The sequence below is a fragment of the Sphaerisporangium fuscum genome (genome assembly GCF_018531465.1).
In the GTDB taxonomy this organism is placed as follows: Bacteria; Actinomycetota; Actinomycetes; order Streptosporangiales; family Streptosporangiaceae; genus Sphaerisporangium; species Sphaerisporangium fuscum.
Map to the genome: position 1 here is coordinate 116,367 of NZ_JAHDTF010000005.1, position 14,259 is coordinate 130,625.

The 14,259-nt window shown below is 69.3% G+C and carries 15 protein-coding genes; 1 reads left to right on the plus strand and 14 read right to left on the minus strand.

Going from position 1 to position 14,259, the window contains the following annotated elements:
* Window positions 1-2: 2 nt before the first annotated feature.
* From nuoK to KIK05_RS07930, 13 genes are all read right to left on the minus strand, one after another.
* A complete protein-coding gene (gene nuoK, locus KIK05_RS07870; protein WP_214409920.1) occupies window positions 3-299 on the minus strand; it encodes an NADH-quinone oxidoreductase subunit NuoK in 297 nt (98 codons plus the stop codon).
* On the minus strand, window positions 296-1,177 hold the full coding sequence (locus KIK05_RS07875) for an NADH-quinone oxidoreductase subunit J (protein WP_214409921.1): 882 nt from the start codon (window positions 1,175-1,177) through the stop codon (window positions 296-298). Before KIK05_RS07875 ends, nuoK begins: the two co-directional genes overlap by 4 nt.
* The gene (gene nuoI / locus KIK05_RS07880; protein WP_214409922.1) at window positions 1,170-1,685 is read right to left on the minus strand and encodes an NADH-quinone oxidoreductase subunit NuoI; all 516 of its coding nucleotides are present in this window, start codon (window positions 1,683-1,685) and stop codon (window positions 1,170-1,172) included. The genes KIK05_RS07875 and nuoI overlap by 8 nt, the downstream gene beginning before the upstream one ends.
* Entirely contained in the window at window positions 1,672-3,021 is a 1,350-nt protein-coding gene (gene nuoH, locus KIK05_RS07885) for an NADH-quinone oxidoreductase subunit NuoH (RefSeq protein WP_214409923.1), read from the minus strand. Before nuoH ends, nuoI begins: the two co-directional genes overlap by 14 nt.
* Entirely contained in the window at window positions 3,018-5,447 is a 2,430-nt protein-coding gene (locus tag KIK05_RS07890; protein ID WP_214409924.1) for an NADH-quinone oxidoreductase subunit G, read from the minus strand. The genes nuoH and KIK05_RS07890 overlap by 4 nt, the downstream gene beginning before the upstream one ends.
* Window positions 5,444-6,733, minus strand: coding sequence for an NADH-quinone oxidoreductase subunit NuoF (nuoF, locus tag KIK05_RS07895; protein ID WP_214409925.1), 1,290 nt, complete (start codon window positions 6,731-6,733; stop codon window positions 5,444-5,446). Before nuoF ends, KIK05_RS07890 begins: the two co-directional genes overlap by 4 nt.
* Window positions 6,730-7,407 (minus strand): NADH-quinone oxidoreductase subunit NuoE, encoded by a 678-nt coding sequence (gene nuoE, locus KIK05_RS07900; protein WP_214409926.1) that lies wholly within the window; start codon window positions 7,405-7,407, stop codon window positions 6,730-6,732. Before nuoE ends, nuoF begins: the two co-directional genes overlap by 4 nt.
* The gene (locus KIK05_RS07905; protein ID WP_214409927.1) at window positions 7,404-8,774 is read right to left on the minus strand and encodes an NADH-quinone oxidoreductase subunit D; all 1,371 of its coding nucleotides are present in this window, start codon (window positions 8,772-8,774) and stop codon (window positions 7,404-7,406) included. Before KIK05_RS07905 ends, nuoE begins: the two co-directional genes overlap by 4 nt.
* A complete protein-coding gene (locus KIK05_RS07910; RefSeq protein WP_214409928.1) occupies window positions 8,771-9,448 on the minus strand; it encodes an NADH-quinone oxidoreductase subunit C in 678 nt (225 codons plus the stop codon). Before KIK05_RS07910 ends, KIK05_RS07905 begins: the two co-directional genes overlap by 4 nt.
* Window positions 9,445-9,996: a NuoB/complex I 20 kDa subunit family protein gene (locus KIK05_RS07915; protein WP_214409929.1), complete on the minus strand. Its 552-nt coding sequence runs from the start codon at window positions 9,994-9,996 to the stop codon at window positions 9,445-9,447. The genes KIK05_RS07910 and KIK05_RS07915 overlap by 4 nt, the downstream gene beginning before the upstream one ends.
* Window positions 9,997-10,036: 40 nt before the next feature.
* Complete coding sequence (locus KIK05_RS07920; protein WP_214409930.1) at window positions 10,037-10,396, minus strand: NADH-quinone oxidoreductase subunit A; 360 nt, start codon at window positions 10,394-10,396, stop codon at window positions 10,037-10,039.
* 91 nt (window positions 10,397-10,487) lie between these two features.
* Window positions 10,488-11,762, minus strand: coding sequence for a geranylgeranyl reductase family protein (locus tag KIK05_RS07925; RefSeq protein WP_214409931.1), 1,275 nt, complete (start codon window positions 11,760-11,762; stop codon window positions 10,488-10,490).
* A gap of 128 nt (window positions 11,763-11,890) precedes the next feature.
* Window positions 11,891-12,625: a demethylmenaquinone methyltransferase gene (locus KIK05_RS07930; RefSeq protein ID WP_214409932.1), complete on the minus strand. Its 735-nt coding sequence runs from the start codon at window positions 12,623-12,625 to the stop codon at window positions 11,891-11,893.
* Between the two features lie 78 nt (window positions 12,626-12,703).
* On the opposite strand from KIK05_RS07930, the gene KIK05_RS07935 reads away from it, so the two are divergent.
* Window positions 12,704-13,981, plus strand: coding sequence for a delta-60 repeat domain-containing protein (locus KIK05_RS07935; RefSeq protein ID WP_214409933.1), 1,278 nt, complete (start codon window positions 12,704-12,706; stop codon window positions 13,979-13,981).
* Here KIK05_RS07935 and KIK05_RS07940 read toward each other — a convergent pair.
* The gene (locus KIK05_RS07940; protein WP_214409934.1) at window positions 13,978-14,178 is read right to left on the minus strand and encodes a DUF4229 domain-containing protein; all 201 of its coding nucleotides are present in this window, start codon (window positions 14,176-14,178) and stop codon (window positions 13,978-13,980) included. The genes KIK05_RS07935 and KIK05_RS07940 overlap by 4 nt on opposite strands.
* Window positions 14,179-14,259 lie beyond the last annotated feature (81 nt).

Sequence of the window (14,259 nt, forward strand, 5' to 3'; positions counted from 1 at the left end):
TCTTAGTACTTCAGCAGGTTGGCGTCGTCCACCGACGCGGACCTGCGGGTTCGGAAGATCGTCACGATGATCGCGAGACCCACGACGACCTCGGCGGCGGCCACGATCATCACGAAGAAGGCGATGATCTGGCCCTGGAGGTTGCCGTGCTGGCGGGCGAAGGTGACGAAAGCCAGGTTGCAGGCGTTGAGCATGAGCTCCACGCACATGAACACGACGATGGCGTTGCGGCGTACGAGCACGCCGACGCCGCCGATGGCGAACAGCAGCGCGGAGAGCACCAGGTAGTGGGTGGTCACTTGCCTTCCTCCTCGACAGGGCCGTCCGCGGCCTTGCCGGCGGACCGGGCGGCCACGGGCTCGTCCTCGGCCGGAACCGGGACCTCGGGGGCCTCGGCGACGGCCTGGACGACCTTCGGCTGCTCGGTGCGGCGGTTGCTCTCGGCGACCTGCTTGATGGCGCTGGCGAGCCGGGGATTGTCCGGCAGCCGGCCGCTCTCGACGTCGTGCCGGGCGATGTAGCGGTTGACCGACAGCTCGGAGACCGAGCCGTCCGGCAGCAGCGCGGGCATGTCGATCGCGTTGTGCCGGGCGTAGGTGCCGGGCCCCGGGAGCGGGGTCGGGTGGTCGCCGAGGAACCGGGCGCGCGAGAGGTCCTTCTGCGTGGGCTTCGGAGCGCTGCGCTCGCGGTGCGCCAGCACCATCGCGCCGAGCGCGGCGGTGATGAGCAGCGCCGAGGTGACCTCGAACGCGAAGACGTACCGCGTGAAGATCAGCTTGGCCAGCGCCGGGACGTTGCCGCCCTCGACGTTCGCGACCCCGGCGGCGTCCCCGATCACGGCGTTGCCGATGCCGACGGCCAGCAGCACCGCGAAGCCGAGGCCCGCGATGATCGCCCAGAAGCGCTGCCCCTTGATCGTCTCCACCAGCGAGTCGGAGGAGTCGACGCCGACCAGCATCAGCACGAACAGGAACAGCATCATGACCGCGCCGGTGTAGACGATGATCTGCACCACGGCGAGGAACGGGGCGTCCTGAACGGCGTAGAGCACCGCCAGCGAGAGCATCACCACGCCCAGCATCAGCGCGGAGTACACCGCCTTGCGGCTGAAGACGAGTCCGAACGCCGCGGCCACCGAGACGACCGCCAGCACCCAGAACGTGATCGTTTCACCCATTGCTACGGCCCAACCGGTAGTAGTCCTCTTCGGTCTCGCCGAGGCGCATGGCGTGCGGGGGCGCTTCCATGCCGGGACCCAGCGGCGCGAGCAGCATCTCCTTGGTGTAGATGAGGCTCTCACGGCTCGCGTCGGCGAGCTCGTACTCGTTGGTCATCGTCAGCGCGCGTGTCGGGCACGCCTCGATGCACAGGCCGCAAAGGATGCACCGCAGGTAGTTGATCTGGTACGTCCGCCCGTACCGCTCACCCGGGGAGTAGCGCTCCTCGTCGGTGTTGTCGGCACCCTCCACGAAGATCGCGTCAGCCGGGCAGGCCCAGGCGCACAGCTCGCACCCGACGCACTTCTCGAGACCGTCCGGCCAGCGGTTCAGCTGGTGACGGCCGTGGAACCGGGGGGCGGTGGGCCGCTTCTCCTCCGGGTAGTTGACCGTCACCGGCTTCTTGAACATGTGGTGGAAGGTGACGCCGAACCCCTTCACGGGGTTCAGGAAATCAGTTAGTCCCACTGGGGACCTCCTTGCGTCCGTTGACGCCGTGGTAGTGCGGCAGGTCCAGGGCCGGAACCGGGAACCCACCGGCGGTGGGCTCGGCGCGCAGCTGCTCGAACTCGGCCTCCACCTGCGCGGCCTTGGCCTCGCGGCGACGCTGGTTGACCGTGTCGAAGCGGAAGTAGATCGCGAGGACCCCGACGACGACCACCGCTGCGATGATCATCACCAGTGACCTCTGCTCGCCCGCGATGCGGGTGGCCCGGACGGTGGCGACCAGCAGGATCCACGCGAGGTTCAGCGGGATGAGGACCTTCCAGCCGAAGGCCATGAGCTGGTCGTACCGGATACGGGGCAGGGAGGCGCGCACCCAGATGAAGAAGGCGAACGCCAGCACGAGCTTGATGAAGAACCACAGCATCGGCCACCAGCCGGTGTTCGCGCCGTCCCACAGGGAGATCGGCCACGGGGCCCGCCAGCCGCCCAGGAACAGCGTGATGCACAGCCCGGACACCGTGAGGACGTTGGCGTACTCGGCCAGCATGAACATCGCGAACTTCAGCGAGGAGGAGTACTCGGTGTGGAAGCCGCCGACCAGCTCGCCCTCACCCTCGGGGAGGTCGAACGGCACGCGGTTGGTCTCGCCGAGCATCGTGATCACGTAGATCAGGAACGACGGGATCAGCAGGATGGCGTACCACGACGGGAGCGGGATGCCGTGCCAGTCACCGCCCGAGGCCTGCTTGGCGACGATCTCGGAGGTGGAGAGCGTGCCGGCGAACAGGAACACCGCCACGAACGACAGGCCCATCGCGATCTCGTAGGAGATCACCTGGGCCGTGGAGCGCAGGCCACCGAGCACGGCGTACGGCGAGCGCGAGCCCCAGCCCGCGAGCACGATGCCGTAGACGCCGATCGAGGCCATCGCGAGGACCACCAGCACCGCGACCGGCAGGTCGGTGAGCTGCAGCGGCGTCCGCACCCCGAAGATCGACACCATCGGCCCGAACGGGATGATCGAGTACGACAGGAACGCCGGGACCGCGATGATGATCGGGGCGAGGATGTAGACGACCTTGTCGACGGTCCTCGGGAGGATGTCCTCCTTCAACCCCATCTTCAGGCCGTCGGCCACCGTCTGCAGCAGGCCGAACTTGCCCGCGCGGTTCGGGCCGTAGCGGTGCTGCATGCGTGAGATGAGCTTGCGCTCGAACCACACGCCGAACAGCACGCCCAGCATCAGGAAGACGAAGATGAAGACGGCCTTGATGATGGACAGCCACAGCGGGTCCTTGCCGAAGTCTGCCAACGTGGGGTTGGCGCCATCGGCGAGGACAAAGGCTTGAGGAGTCATGACTCGCTCCCGATCTTGACGACGTCACCGGCCACGGCGCGCAGGTCGCGGGTGACCGAGCAGCCGGCGGAGTTCGACGGCACCCACACCACACGGTCGGGCAGGTCGGCCACCCGGACGGGCAGCGTGACCGTACCGGCCTCGGTGGCGATGTGAACCTTGCCGCCGTCGAGCACGCCGATCTCGGCGGCCGTGGCCTCCGACAGCAGAGCCTCCACGGCGCGTCCGGTGCCCGCGAGGAACGGCTCGCCGTCCTGCATGCGGCCCTCGTCGAGCAGCAGGTGCCAGGTGGCCAGGACCGCCTCGCCGGCCTGCGGGTCGGCGTGGACGCCACCGGTGACGCTCGGGCCGTTCGGCCGGGAGCCGCGCCAGGCGCCCAGCGTCGCGAGCTCGCGGCGGGCGGCGGCGGCGTCGGGCAGGCCGAGGTGCACGTCCATGTGGTCGCTGATCGCGCCGATCGCGCGCAGGTCGCTCATCACGCCCGGCACCTCGATGGCCCGCTCGAACGAGCGGCCCCGGCCCTCCCAGTTGACGAAGGTGCCGTTCTTCTCGGTGACGGCCGCGATGGGCAGCACGACGTCGGCGCGGTCGGTGACGGCGCTGGCGCGCATCTCGAGGGAGACGACGAACGGGGTGTTCTCGAGGGCCTCGAGCGCGGCCGCGGGGTCGGGCAGGTCGTAGGGGTCGACCCCGCCGACCACCAGGGCGTCGATCTCGCCGTTCAGCGCGGCGGTGATGATCGCGGTGGTGTCGCGTCCCGGGGTGGCCGGGATGCTCGCGACGTCCCAGGCGCGGGCGACCTCGGCGCGGGCGGTCTCGTCGGCGACGGGACGGCCGATCGGCAGCAGGCCCGGCAGGGCGCCGGCCTCCAGGGCGCCGCGCTCACCGGCCCGGCGGGGAACCCAGGCGAGCCGGGCACCGGAGGTGGCGCTGAGCCGTACGGCGGCCGAGAGCGCGCCCCCGGCGGTGGCGAGCCGCTCGCCGACCAGGATGATCGCGCCCGGTTGCTTCAGGGCCTCGGCGGCGGCCGAGGAGCCGGAGATCAGCTCGCCGACGGCCTCGGCCTCGGCGCCCGGAAGCGTACGGATCAGGGTGCCGCCCATCTTGGCCAGTCCGGCCGAGGCGAACGGCGCGATCGAGAAGACCTTCAGGCCGCGCTTGCGCCACGCCTTGCGCAGGCGCAGGAAGACGATCGGCGACTCCTCCTCGGGCTCGAACCCGGCGAGCAGCACCGCCGGGGCCTTCTCGAGGTCGCTGTAGGAGACCTCGATGCCCTTGCCCGCGACCGTGTGCGCGAGGAAGACGGCCTCTTCCTCCGACAGCGGGCGGGAGCGGAAGTCGATGTCGTTGGTGCCGAGGGCGATGCGCGCGAACTTGGAGTAGGCGTAGGCGTCCTCGACGGTCACCCGTCCGCCGACCAGCACGCCGGCCTTCCCGCGGGCCTTGGCGAGGCCCTCGGCGGCGACCGTCAGGGCCTCCGGCCAGGACGCGGGCCGCAGGCGGCCCTCCTCGTCGCGGACCAGCGGCGTCTGCAGGCGGTCGGGCTGAGTGGTGTAGGAGAAGGCCCAGCGGCCCTTGTCGCAGTTCCACTCCTCGTTGACCTGCGGGTCGTCGGCGGCCAGGCGCCGGGTGACCCGGCCGCGCCGGTGGTCGGTGCGCAGGTCGCAGCCGCTGGCGCAGTGCTCGCAGGCGCTGGGCGTCGACACCAGGTCGAACGGCCGGGCCCGGAAGCGGTAGGCCGCGCCGGTGAGCGCGCCGACCGGGCAGATCTGCACGGTGTTGCCGGAGAAGTAGGACTCGAACGGCTCGCCGTTCGCCACGCCGACCTGCTCGGAGGCGCCGCGCTCGAAGAAGTCGATCAGCGGGTCACCGGCGATCTCGTCGGAGAAGCGGATGCAGCGGGCGCACTGGACGCACCGCTCGCGGTCGAGCAGGACCTCGGTCGACAGCGGGATGGGCTTCTCGAAGGTGCGCTTGTGCTCGTGGAAGCGCGACTCGCCCTGGCCGTTCGACATGGCCTGGTTCTGCAGGGGGCACTCGCCGCCCTTGTCGCAGACCGGGCAGTCGAGCGGGTGGTTCATGAGCAGCAGCTCCATGACACCGCGCTGGGCCTTCTCGGCGACCGGCGAGGTGAGCTGCGTCAGCACCACCATGCCCTCGGCGACCTCGATGGCGCAGGACGGCTGCGGCTTGGGGAAGCCGCGGCCGTTACCGGCGTCGGTGATGTCGACCAGGCACTGGCGGCAGTTGGCCGCCGGCTCGAGCAGCGGGTGGTCGCAGAACCGGGGGATCTGGATGCCCAGCATCTCGGCCGCCCGGATGATCATCGTTCCCTTGGGGACGCTGATCTGGAAACCGTCGATGGTCAGCGTGACCATCTCGACGGGCTGCTCGACCTGCCCTTCGGACGTGGTCTGAACGGTCATGCGGATGCCCCCCACACAGTGGACGCCGCCCGGTCGAACGGACATCCGCCGATCTCGAAGTGCTTGAGGTATTCGTCGCGGAAGTGCTTCACCGACGAGTGGATCGGGCTGGTCGCGCCGTCGCCCAGGGCGCAGAACGAGCGGCCCAGGATGTTGTCGGCGATGTCCGTGATCGTGCTGAGGTCCTCTTCGGTGCCCTGGCCCTTCTCGAGCCTCCGAAGGACCTGCTTCAGCCAGTAGGTGCCCTCCCGGCAGGGGGTGCACTTACCGCAGGACTCGTGGGCGTAGAACTCGGTCCAGCGCAGGACGGCACGCACGACGCAGGTGGTCTCGTCGAAGATCTGCAGCGCGCGGGTACCCAGCATGGAGCCCTTGGCGCCCACCGACTCGAAGTCGAGCGGGACGTCGAGGTGCTCGTCGGTGAAGATCGGGGTGGACGATCCGCCGGGGGTCCAGAACTTCAGCCGGTGCCCCGCCCGGATGCCGCCCGCCATGTCGAGCAGCTCGCGCAGGGTGATGCCGAGCGGCGCCTCGTACTGCCCGGGGCGGGTGACGTGGCCGCTCAGCGAGAAGATGCCGAAGCCCTTGGACTTCTCGGTGCCCATCGAGGCGAACCAGTCGGCGCCGTTGGCGACGATGCTGGGAACGCTGGCGACCGATTCGACGTTGTTGATGACAGTGGGGCAGGCGTAAAGGCCTGCGACGGCCGGGAAGGGGGGCTTGAGCCGAGGTTGGCCTCTGTAGCCCTCGAGCGAGTCGAGCAGCGCCGTCTCCTCGCCGCAGATGTACGCACCGGCGCCGGAGTGCACGACGAGCTCCAGGTCGTAGCCCGACCCGAAGATGTTCGTGCCGAGGTAGCCCTTCTCGTACGCCTCGCGCACCGCCGCCTGCACGCGGCGGATGACGTGGAGCACCTCGCCGCGGATGTAGATGAAGGCGTGGTTGGCGCGGATGGCGTAGGCCGTGATGATGACACCCTCCACCAGGGAGTGGGGGTTGGCCATCATCAGCGGGATGTCCTTGCAGGTGCCCGGCTCCGACTCGTCGGCGTTGACGACGAGGTAGTGGGCCTTGCCGTCGCCCTGCGGGATGAAGCCCCACTTCATGCCGGTGGGGAAGCCCGCGCCGCCTCGGCCGCGCAGACCGGAGTCCTTGACGGCCTTGATGATGGCGTCGGGGTCGGTGGCCAGCGCCTTCTTGGCGGCCTCGTACTCCCCGTAGCCCGCCAGGGTGAAGGAGTCGGGCCGGTCCCAGTTGGCGGTGAGCACCGGGGTCAGCGTGGTCATTCGGAGGCCCCCTTCGACGGCGCCGGCGCGGTCCATCCGTTGGCTTTGGCGACCTTCAGGCCCTCGACGGAGGGGCCGACGGCGGAGGGGCCGTCACCGGCCTGGCCGTCGGGCAGGCCCGCGAGCACGCGCGAGGCCTCCTTGAAGCTGCAGAGGCGCGAGGGGCCGCGCGTGGGCGTGACTTCCTTGCCCGCGCGCAGGTCGTCGACGAGCTGCTTGGCCGACTCGGGGGTCTGGTTGTCGAAGAACTCCCAGTTGACCATCATGACGGGCGCGAAGTCGCAGGCGGCGTTGCACTCCAGGCGCTCCAGCGAGACCTTGCCGTCGCCGGTGGTCTCGCCGTTGCCGACGCCGACGTGCTCGCTCAGCTCGTCCCAGATCTGGTCGCCGCCCATGATGGCGCACAGCGCGTTGATGCAGACGCCCACGTGATATTCACCGGCGGGCTTGCGCTTGTACATCGTGTAGAACGTCGAGACGCCCACGACCTCGGCCTTCGACAGGCCCAGCATCTCGGCGCAGAACTCCTGCCCGGCGTCGGAGACGTAGCCGTCCTCCGACTGCACCAGGTGCAGCAGCGGCAGCAGCGCCGAGCGGCTCTTCGGGTAGCGTCCGATGATCTCTTTCGCGTCGCGTTCGAGACGCTCGCGGACTTCCGGCGAGTAGCTCGTCACCGGTCCACACCTCCCATGACCGGGTCGATCGAGGCGACCGCGGCGATGACGTCGGCAACCATGCCGCCTTCGCAGGTGGCGGGGACCGCCTGCAGGTTCGTGAAGGACGGGTCGCGGAAGTGCACGCGGTACGGCCGGGTGCTTCCGTCGCTGACCACGTGGGCGCCCAGCTCGCCGCGCGGCGACTCGACCGGGACGTACGCCTGTCCCGCCGGGACCCTGAAGCCCTCGGTCACCAGCTTGAAGTGGTGGATCAGGGCTTCCATGGAGGAGCTCATGATGTGGGCGATGTGGTCGGGCGAGTTGCCGAGGCCGTCGGGGCCGAGCGCGAGCTGCGACGGCCAGCCGATCTTCTTGTCCTCGATCATGACCGGCTTGCCCTTGAGCTCGGAGCCCGAGAGCCGGTCGAGGCACTGGGCGATGATCTTGAGGGACTCCTCCATCTCGGCCATACGGACCAGGTAGCGGCCGTAGACGTCGCAGGAGGTCTCGGTCGGCACGTCGAAGTCGTAGGTCTCGTAGCCGCTGTAGGGCTGCGACTTGCGCAGGTCCCACGGGAGGCCGGCCGCGCGGAGCATGGGCCCGGTCACGCCGAGGGCCATGCAGCCGGTGAGGTCGAGGTAGGCGACGTCCTTGGTGCGGCGGGTGTAGGCCGGGTTCTCGTCGAGGAGCTTGCGCATCTCCTTGATGCGACCCGGCATGACCTTGAGGAACTCGCCGATCTTGTCGACCGCGCCCGCCGGCAGGTCGACCGAGACGCCGCCCGGGCGGACGTACGCCATGTTCATGCGCAGGCCGGTGATGTACTCGAACAGGTCGAGCACCATCTCGCGCTCACGGAAGCCGAACAGCATCGGCGTGGTGGCGCCGAGCTCCAGGCCGAAGGTCGCGATGGCGACCAGGTGCGAGGAGATGCGGTTGAGCTCCATCATCATCACGCGGATGGTCTGCGCGCGCTGCGGGATCCGGTCGGTGATGCCGAGGAGCTTCTCCACCGCCAGGCAGTACGCCGTCTCGTTGAAGATCGGCGCGAGGTAGTCCATGCGGGTGACGAACGTGACCCCCTGGGTCCACGTCCGGTACTCCATGTTCTTCTCGATGCCGGTGTGGAGGTAGCCGATGCCCACGCGGGCCTCGGTCACGGTCTCGCCGTCGAGGGTCAGCACCAGGCGGAGCACGCCGTGCGTCGAGGGGTGCTGCGGACCCATGTTGACGACCAGGCGCTCCTCGGAGCCCTCGGCGGCGGCGCCGACGACCTCGTCCCAGTCCTGCCCGTTGACGCTGTAGACGCGGCCCTCGGCGGCGTCGTCGCCGGTGGCGTGGGCGTTCTGGTTGTGAGCGGTCTCACCGTCGTGGATGGCGGTCATGCGTACGACCTCCTCTGGTCCGGCGCGGGGGTGGTGGCGCCGCGGTACTGCACCGGGATGCCGCCGAGCGGGTAGTCCTTGCGCTGCGGGTGGCCTTCCCAGTCATCGGGCATCTCGATGCGGGTGAGCGCCGGATGGCCGTCGAAGATGATCCCGAAGAAGTCGTAGGTCTCGCGTTCGTGCCAGTCGTGCGTCGGGTAGATCGACACCGTGGAGGGAATGTGGGGATCCGCGTCGGGGCACGCGACTTCGACCCGGACGCGCCGGTTGTGGGTGATCGAGCACAGGTGGTAGACGGCGCGCAGCTCGGCGCCGGTCTCCTCGGGATAGTGCACGCCCGACACGCCGAGCGACAGCTCGAAGCGCAGCGCGAGGTCGTCGCGCAGGTGGCCCATGAACTCGACCAGGTGCTCACGCTTGACGTGCAGGGTCAGCTCGCCGCGGTCGACGACCACGCGTTCCACCATGTCGGCGTACGCGTCGCCCGCGACCCGCTCCAGCGCGTCCGCCACCTCGTCGAAGTAGCCGCCGTACGGCCGCTCGCTCGACAGCTTCGGCGGGCGGCGCACGACGAGGCGGCCGTAACCCGAGGTGTCACCGGAGTCGGACGCGCCGAACATGCCCCGGCGGGCGATCGGCTCCTCCGGGACTCCGGGAAGGTTGTCAGTGCTCATTTCGAGGTCCCCTGATCGATGAGCGGAAGCGACCGCAGAGCCCGCAGTTCCAGCTCGTCGATCTGCTTGGCGCGGTGGGCGCCGAACTTCATGTTCTGGATCTTGTCGTGCAGCTTGACGATCGCGTCGATGAGCATCTCGGGGCGCGGCGGGCAGCCGGGCAGGTAGATGTCCACCGGCACGACGTGGTCGACGCCCTGGACGATGGCGTAGTTGTTGAACATGCCACCGCTGGAGGCGCAGACGCCCATGGCGATGACCCACTTCGGCTCGGCCATCTGGTCGTAGATCTGGCGCAGCACCGGCGCCATCTTCTGCGAGAGTCGTCCGGCCACGATCATCAGGTCGGCCTGGCGCGGCGACGCCGACGCGCGCTCCATGCCGAACCTCGCCAGGTCGTGGGTCGGGCCGCCGGTGGCCATCAGCTCGATGGCGCAGCAGGCGAGGCCGAAGGTGGCCGGCCAGACGGAGTTCTTGCGCGCCCATCCGGCCACCTGCTCGACGGTGGTCAGGATGAACCCGCTGGGCAATTTCTCTTCGAGACCCATGTCAGTGCTTCCTCCCGCGCGCCTTCCGGCACGCTGCCTCTCAGTCCCAGTCCAGCCCGCGACGGCGCCACACGTAGGCGTAGGCGACGAGGACGGTGACGATGAACAGCACCATCTCGACCAGTCCGAAGACCCCGAGCGAGTCGAAGGCGACCGCCCACGGATAAAGGAAGATGATCTCGATGTCGAACACGATGAAGAGCATCGCGGTGATCATGTACTTCAGGGGGAACCGGCCACCGCCGACGGGCTGGGGCGTCGGCTCGATGCCGCACTCGTAGGCGTCGAGCTTCGCGCGGTTCCAGCGCTTGGGACCCGTGAAGGGGGCGATCCCCACGGAGAAGACGGCGAAACCGGCCGCGAGGACCGCGAGCACCAGAATCGGTACGTACAGTTCCATCGCTATGCGTCCCCTCTGAGCGCTGAGGCGTCGGTCAATCGGTTGCTGAGTCTAGGCAGGGCGATCATCGATCTTCGTTCCGGGTGCTGTGTCATGCCGGCGGCGTGACCTTGGACAGGGCGTTGATGATCCGGTCTGAAGCATCGCCCCGCCGGTCCGTGAGATTAGCAAGGAGTTTCATAGCGAACCGCATCAGAGTGGGATGTGGCAGACCGTGCCGCGTGAGGAACCCCATCACGCCCGGTCTGCCGATCGCCTCGACGAACAGCCTCCCGAGGGTGAAGTAACCGCCGAAGGCGTCCTTGAGCGTCTGCGGATAGGCGCGGAGCACGCGTTCGCGCTGGGCGGCGGTGGGGGCGGACAGAGCGGTGGTGATGGCGTCGGCGGCGATGCGCCCGGTCTCCATCGCGTAGGCGATGCCCTCGCCGTTGAAGGGGTTGATCATGCCGCCCGAGTCGCCGACGAGCAGCAGGCCGCGGGTGTAGTGGGGCTGCCGGTTGAAGGCCATCGGCAGGGCCGCGCCGCGGATCGGCCCGGTCATGTTCTCTTCGAAGAACTCCCAGTCGGAGGGCATGTTCTTGACCCAGCGGCGCAGCAGGTCGCGGTAGTCGATGTTCTGGAACGCCTCGCTGGTGTTCAGCAGGCCGAGCCCGACGTTGCTGGTGCCGTCACCGACGGGGAACACCCAGCCGTACCCGGGGAGCAGCCGGGAGCTGCCGTCGGGCTCGGTGTCCCACAGCTCCAGCCAGATCTCCAGCCAGTCGTCGTCGTGACGGGGGCTGGTGTAGTAGGTGCGGACGGCGACGCCCATCGGCCGGTCCTCGCGCTTGTGCAGGCCCATGGCCAGGGACAGCCGCGTGGAGTTGCCGTCGGCCGCGACGACCAGTCGCGAGCGGTAGGTGACCTGCTCGCCGTCCTTCTTGGCGGTCACGCCGACGACGTGGCCGCTGCGCTCGTCGAGCACGGGGCCGGTGACGTTGACACCCTGCAGCAGGGTGACGCCGGCGCGCTCGGTGTTCTCGGCGAGGATCTGGTCGAAGTCGCGGCGGGTGCGGACCAGGCCGAAGTCGGGGTAGCTGGACAGCTCCGGCCAGGCGAGCTCGAACCGCAGGCCTCCGCCGACCACGCGCAGCCCCTTGTTCCTGATCCAGCCGGGCGCGTCGATGTCGACGCCCATGGCGATCAGCTCTTTGACGGCACGCGGGGTCAACCCGTCTCCGCACACCTTCTCGCGGGGAAAGCGGGTCTTCTCCAGCAGCAGCACGTCGAAGCCGGCCTGTGCGAGGTAGAAGGCCGTGGTCGAACCCGCGGGTCCGGCACCGACGACGATGACGTCGGCGTCCGGCGCGGGGGCTGACTCGCTCACGGGACCTGTCCTGTCCTGGGTGTCGAGGGGCCTCGGATTTGGGGCCTTCGTTCCTTTGTGAACCACTTCACAAACTTGTCGGCGGAAGTCTAACCCTTTTTCCCTGCCCGATGTCAGATGGAGGTTACCTACTTGCCCATGGCTGGTTTACCTGCTCTATGCAATGCCACGATGCCCAGCGAGAGATTGCGCCACTGCACGCGCCGCCAGCCGGCCTCCTGCAGGAGCCCGGCGAGAGCGGCCTGGTCAGGCCAGGCGCGGATCGACTCGGCGAGGTACTCGTAGGAGTCGGGATTGGAGCTGACCGCCCTGGCCACCGGGGGCAGCAGCCGTATGAGGTACTGGCTGTAGACCAGGTCGAACGACTTGACGGTGGGACGCGAGAACTCGCACACCACCAGGCGGCCGCCGGGCCGCGTCACGCGGTACATCTCGCGCAGCGCCTCGACCGTGTCGTTGACGTTTCGCAACCCGAACGAGATCGTCACGGCGTCGAAGGTGTCGTCGGCGAAGGGCAGCCGCAGCGCGTCTCCCGCGACGAACGTGACCCCGCGCACCCCTCCGCCGGAAAGGCCGGAGCCCCCGCGCCGCTCGACGCCCGTGCGCAGCATCCCCAGCGAGAAATCGCACGCGATCGCCCGGGCCCCGAGAGCGGTGAAGGCGTCGGTCGAGGTGCCGGTGCCGGCGGCGAGGTCGAGCACGAGCTCACCCGGGCCCGCGTCGACGGCCGCGGCGGTGGCCCTGCGCCAGAGGCGGTCCTGACCGAGCGACAACACGTCGTTGACCAGGTCGTAGCGCCGGGCCGTGCGGTCGAACATCGCGGCGACCTCGTGCGGCTGTTTGTCCAGGGATGCGCGCGTCATGGCGCCAAGCTTAGTAGGCATGGGTTGATCGACCCAAAGTAGTCGCCTCGTCACCCAGCGTCTGCTAGGACTTGGTACATGTTTGACCAAAACTCGACCCGAAAGTCGGCCGTCATAGCCGCCCCTCTGCTCGCGGGGGCCCTCGCCGTCCTGCCCGCCGCCCCGGCCTCGGCCGGGGACGTCGCCCACCCCCGCGTGGTCTCCGCCGACCCCGTGGACACCACTCCTCACGTCCTCGACGGCATCGTCAACGCCTTCGCCCTCGTCGGCGACACCGTCGTGGTCGGCGGTGATTTCAGCCGGGTGCGCGAGGCCCGCGGCTCGGCCACGCTGCCGCGCGACGGCGTCTTCGCCTTCGACCTCAGGACCGGCCGTGTCGACCGCCGGTTCGCGCCCCGGCTTGAGGGGGCGGTCAGCGCGCTGGCGGCGGGCCCCGACGGGCGCTCGGTGTACGTCGGCGGCTCGTTCGTCTCGCCGCGCGCCGGCCACGGCCTGGCCCGCCTGCGGCTCGCCGACGGATCCCCGGACCCGGGTTTCTCGGCCCCGGTGCGCGGCGGCGACGTCTCCAGCCTGGTGCTCCACGCCGGGAGGCTGTACGTCGGCGGCGACTTCACCGCGATCGGGCGCACGCCGCGGCAGGCGCTGGCGCGCCTCGACCCGGCCACGGGGGCGGTCGACCCCGCCTTCACCGTCACGCCGGACGGCGGGCGCGGCGGCGCGCTCAAGGTCTACGCGATGGCCGCGTCCCGCGACCGGCTCGCGGTCGACGGCTCCTTCACCACTCTCGGCGGGCGGCGCCGTCCCCAGCTCGGCCTCGTCGACATCGGCGCCGCGCGGCCGGCGGTGACCGACTGGCATACCGAGGCTTACGCCGCCGACTGTAAGGAGGTGTTCCCCTCTTACGTTCGCGGCCTTGATTTCTCACCGGACGGGCAGTATTTCGTCGTTGTCACGACAGGGGGCGCCAAGGGGACGCGCAAGCTGTGCGATTCAGCGGCCCGGTTCGAGACCTATTCGCACGGCGACGCCATCAGGCCCACGTGGGTCAACTACACCGGCGGTGACTCTCTGTACTCGGTCGCGGTCACGGGCGCGGCGGTCTACGTCGGGGGGCATCAGCGCTGGCTCGACAACCCCCGGGGCTCCGACTCGGCCGGGCGAGGGGCGGTGTCACGGCCGGGGATTGGAGCGATTCACCCGGCGACGGGCAGAGCGCTGAGTTGGAACCCCACCCGCGACCGGGGCATCGGGGTCAAAGCGTTCCTCGCACACAAAGACGGCCTTCTCGTCGGAAGCGACACCACGCACCTCGGACACGAGTACCATGCCCGGGTCGGCATGTTCCCGCTCCCCTAATCATCGCGGCCCTTGCTGATCTGCTCACTCACCGCGTCCCGCTGCTTCGACAGCAGCACGTAGCTGGCCACGCCGCTGATCACCAGGCTGATCACGAGCAGCCAGAAGACGTCGTGAAGGCCGATCAGGTAGAGCACAACGAAGGTGACGGCGAACAGACCGAGCCGTGACGCGGTGTAAACGAGAAACGGTCGCACATCCTTGAGGTTACGCCCCCCGCGCGATGGAGCGGTCTACGGGTCACCCTGGACGGAGACTGTTTTCGGTCCTGGACCTTT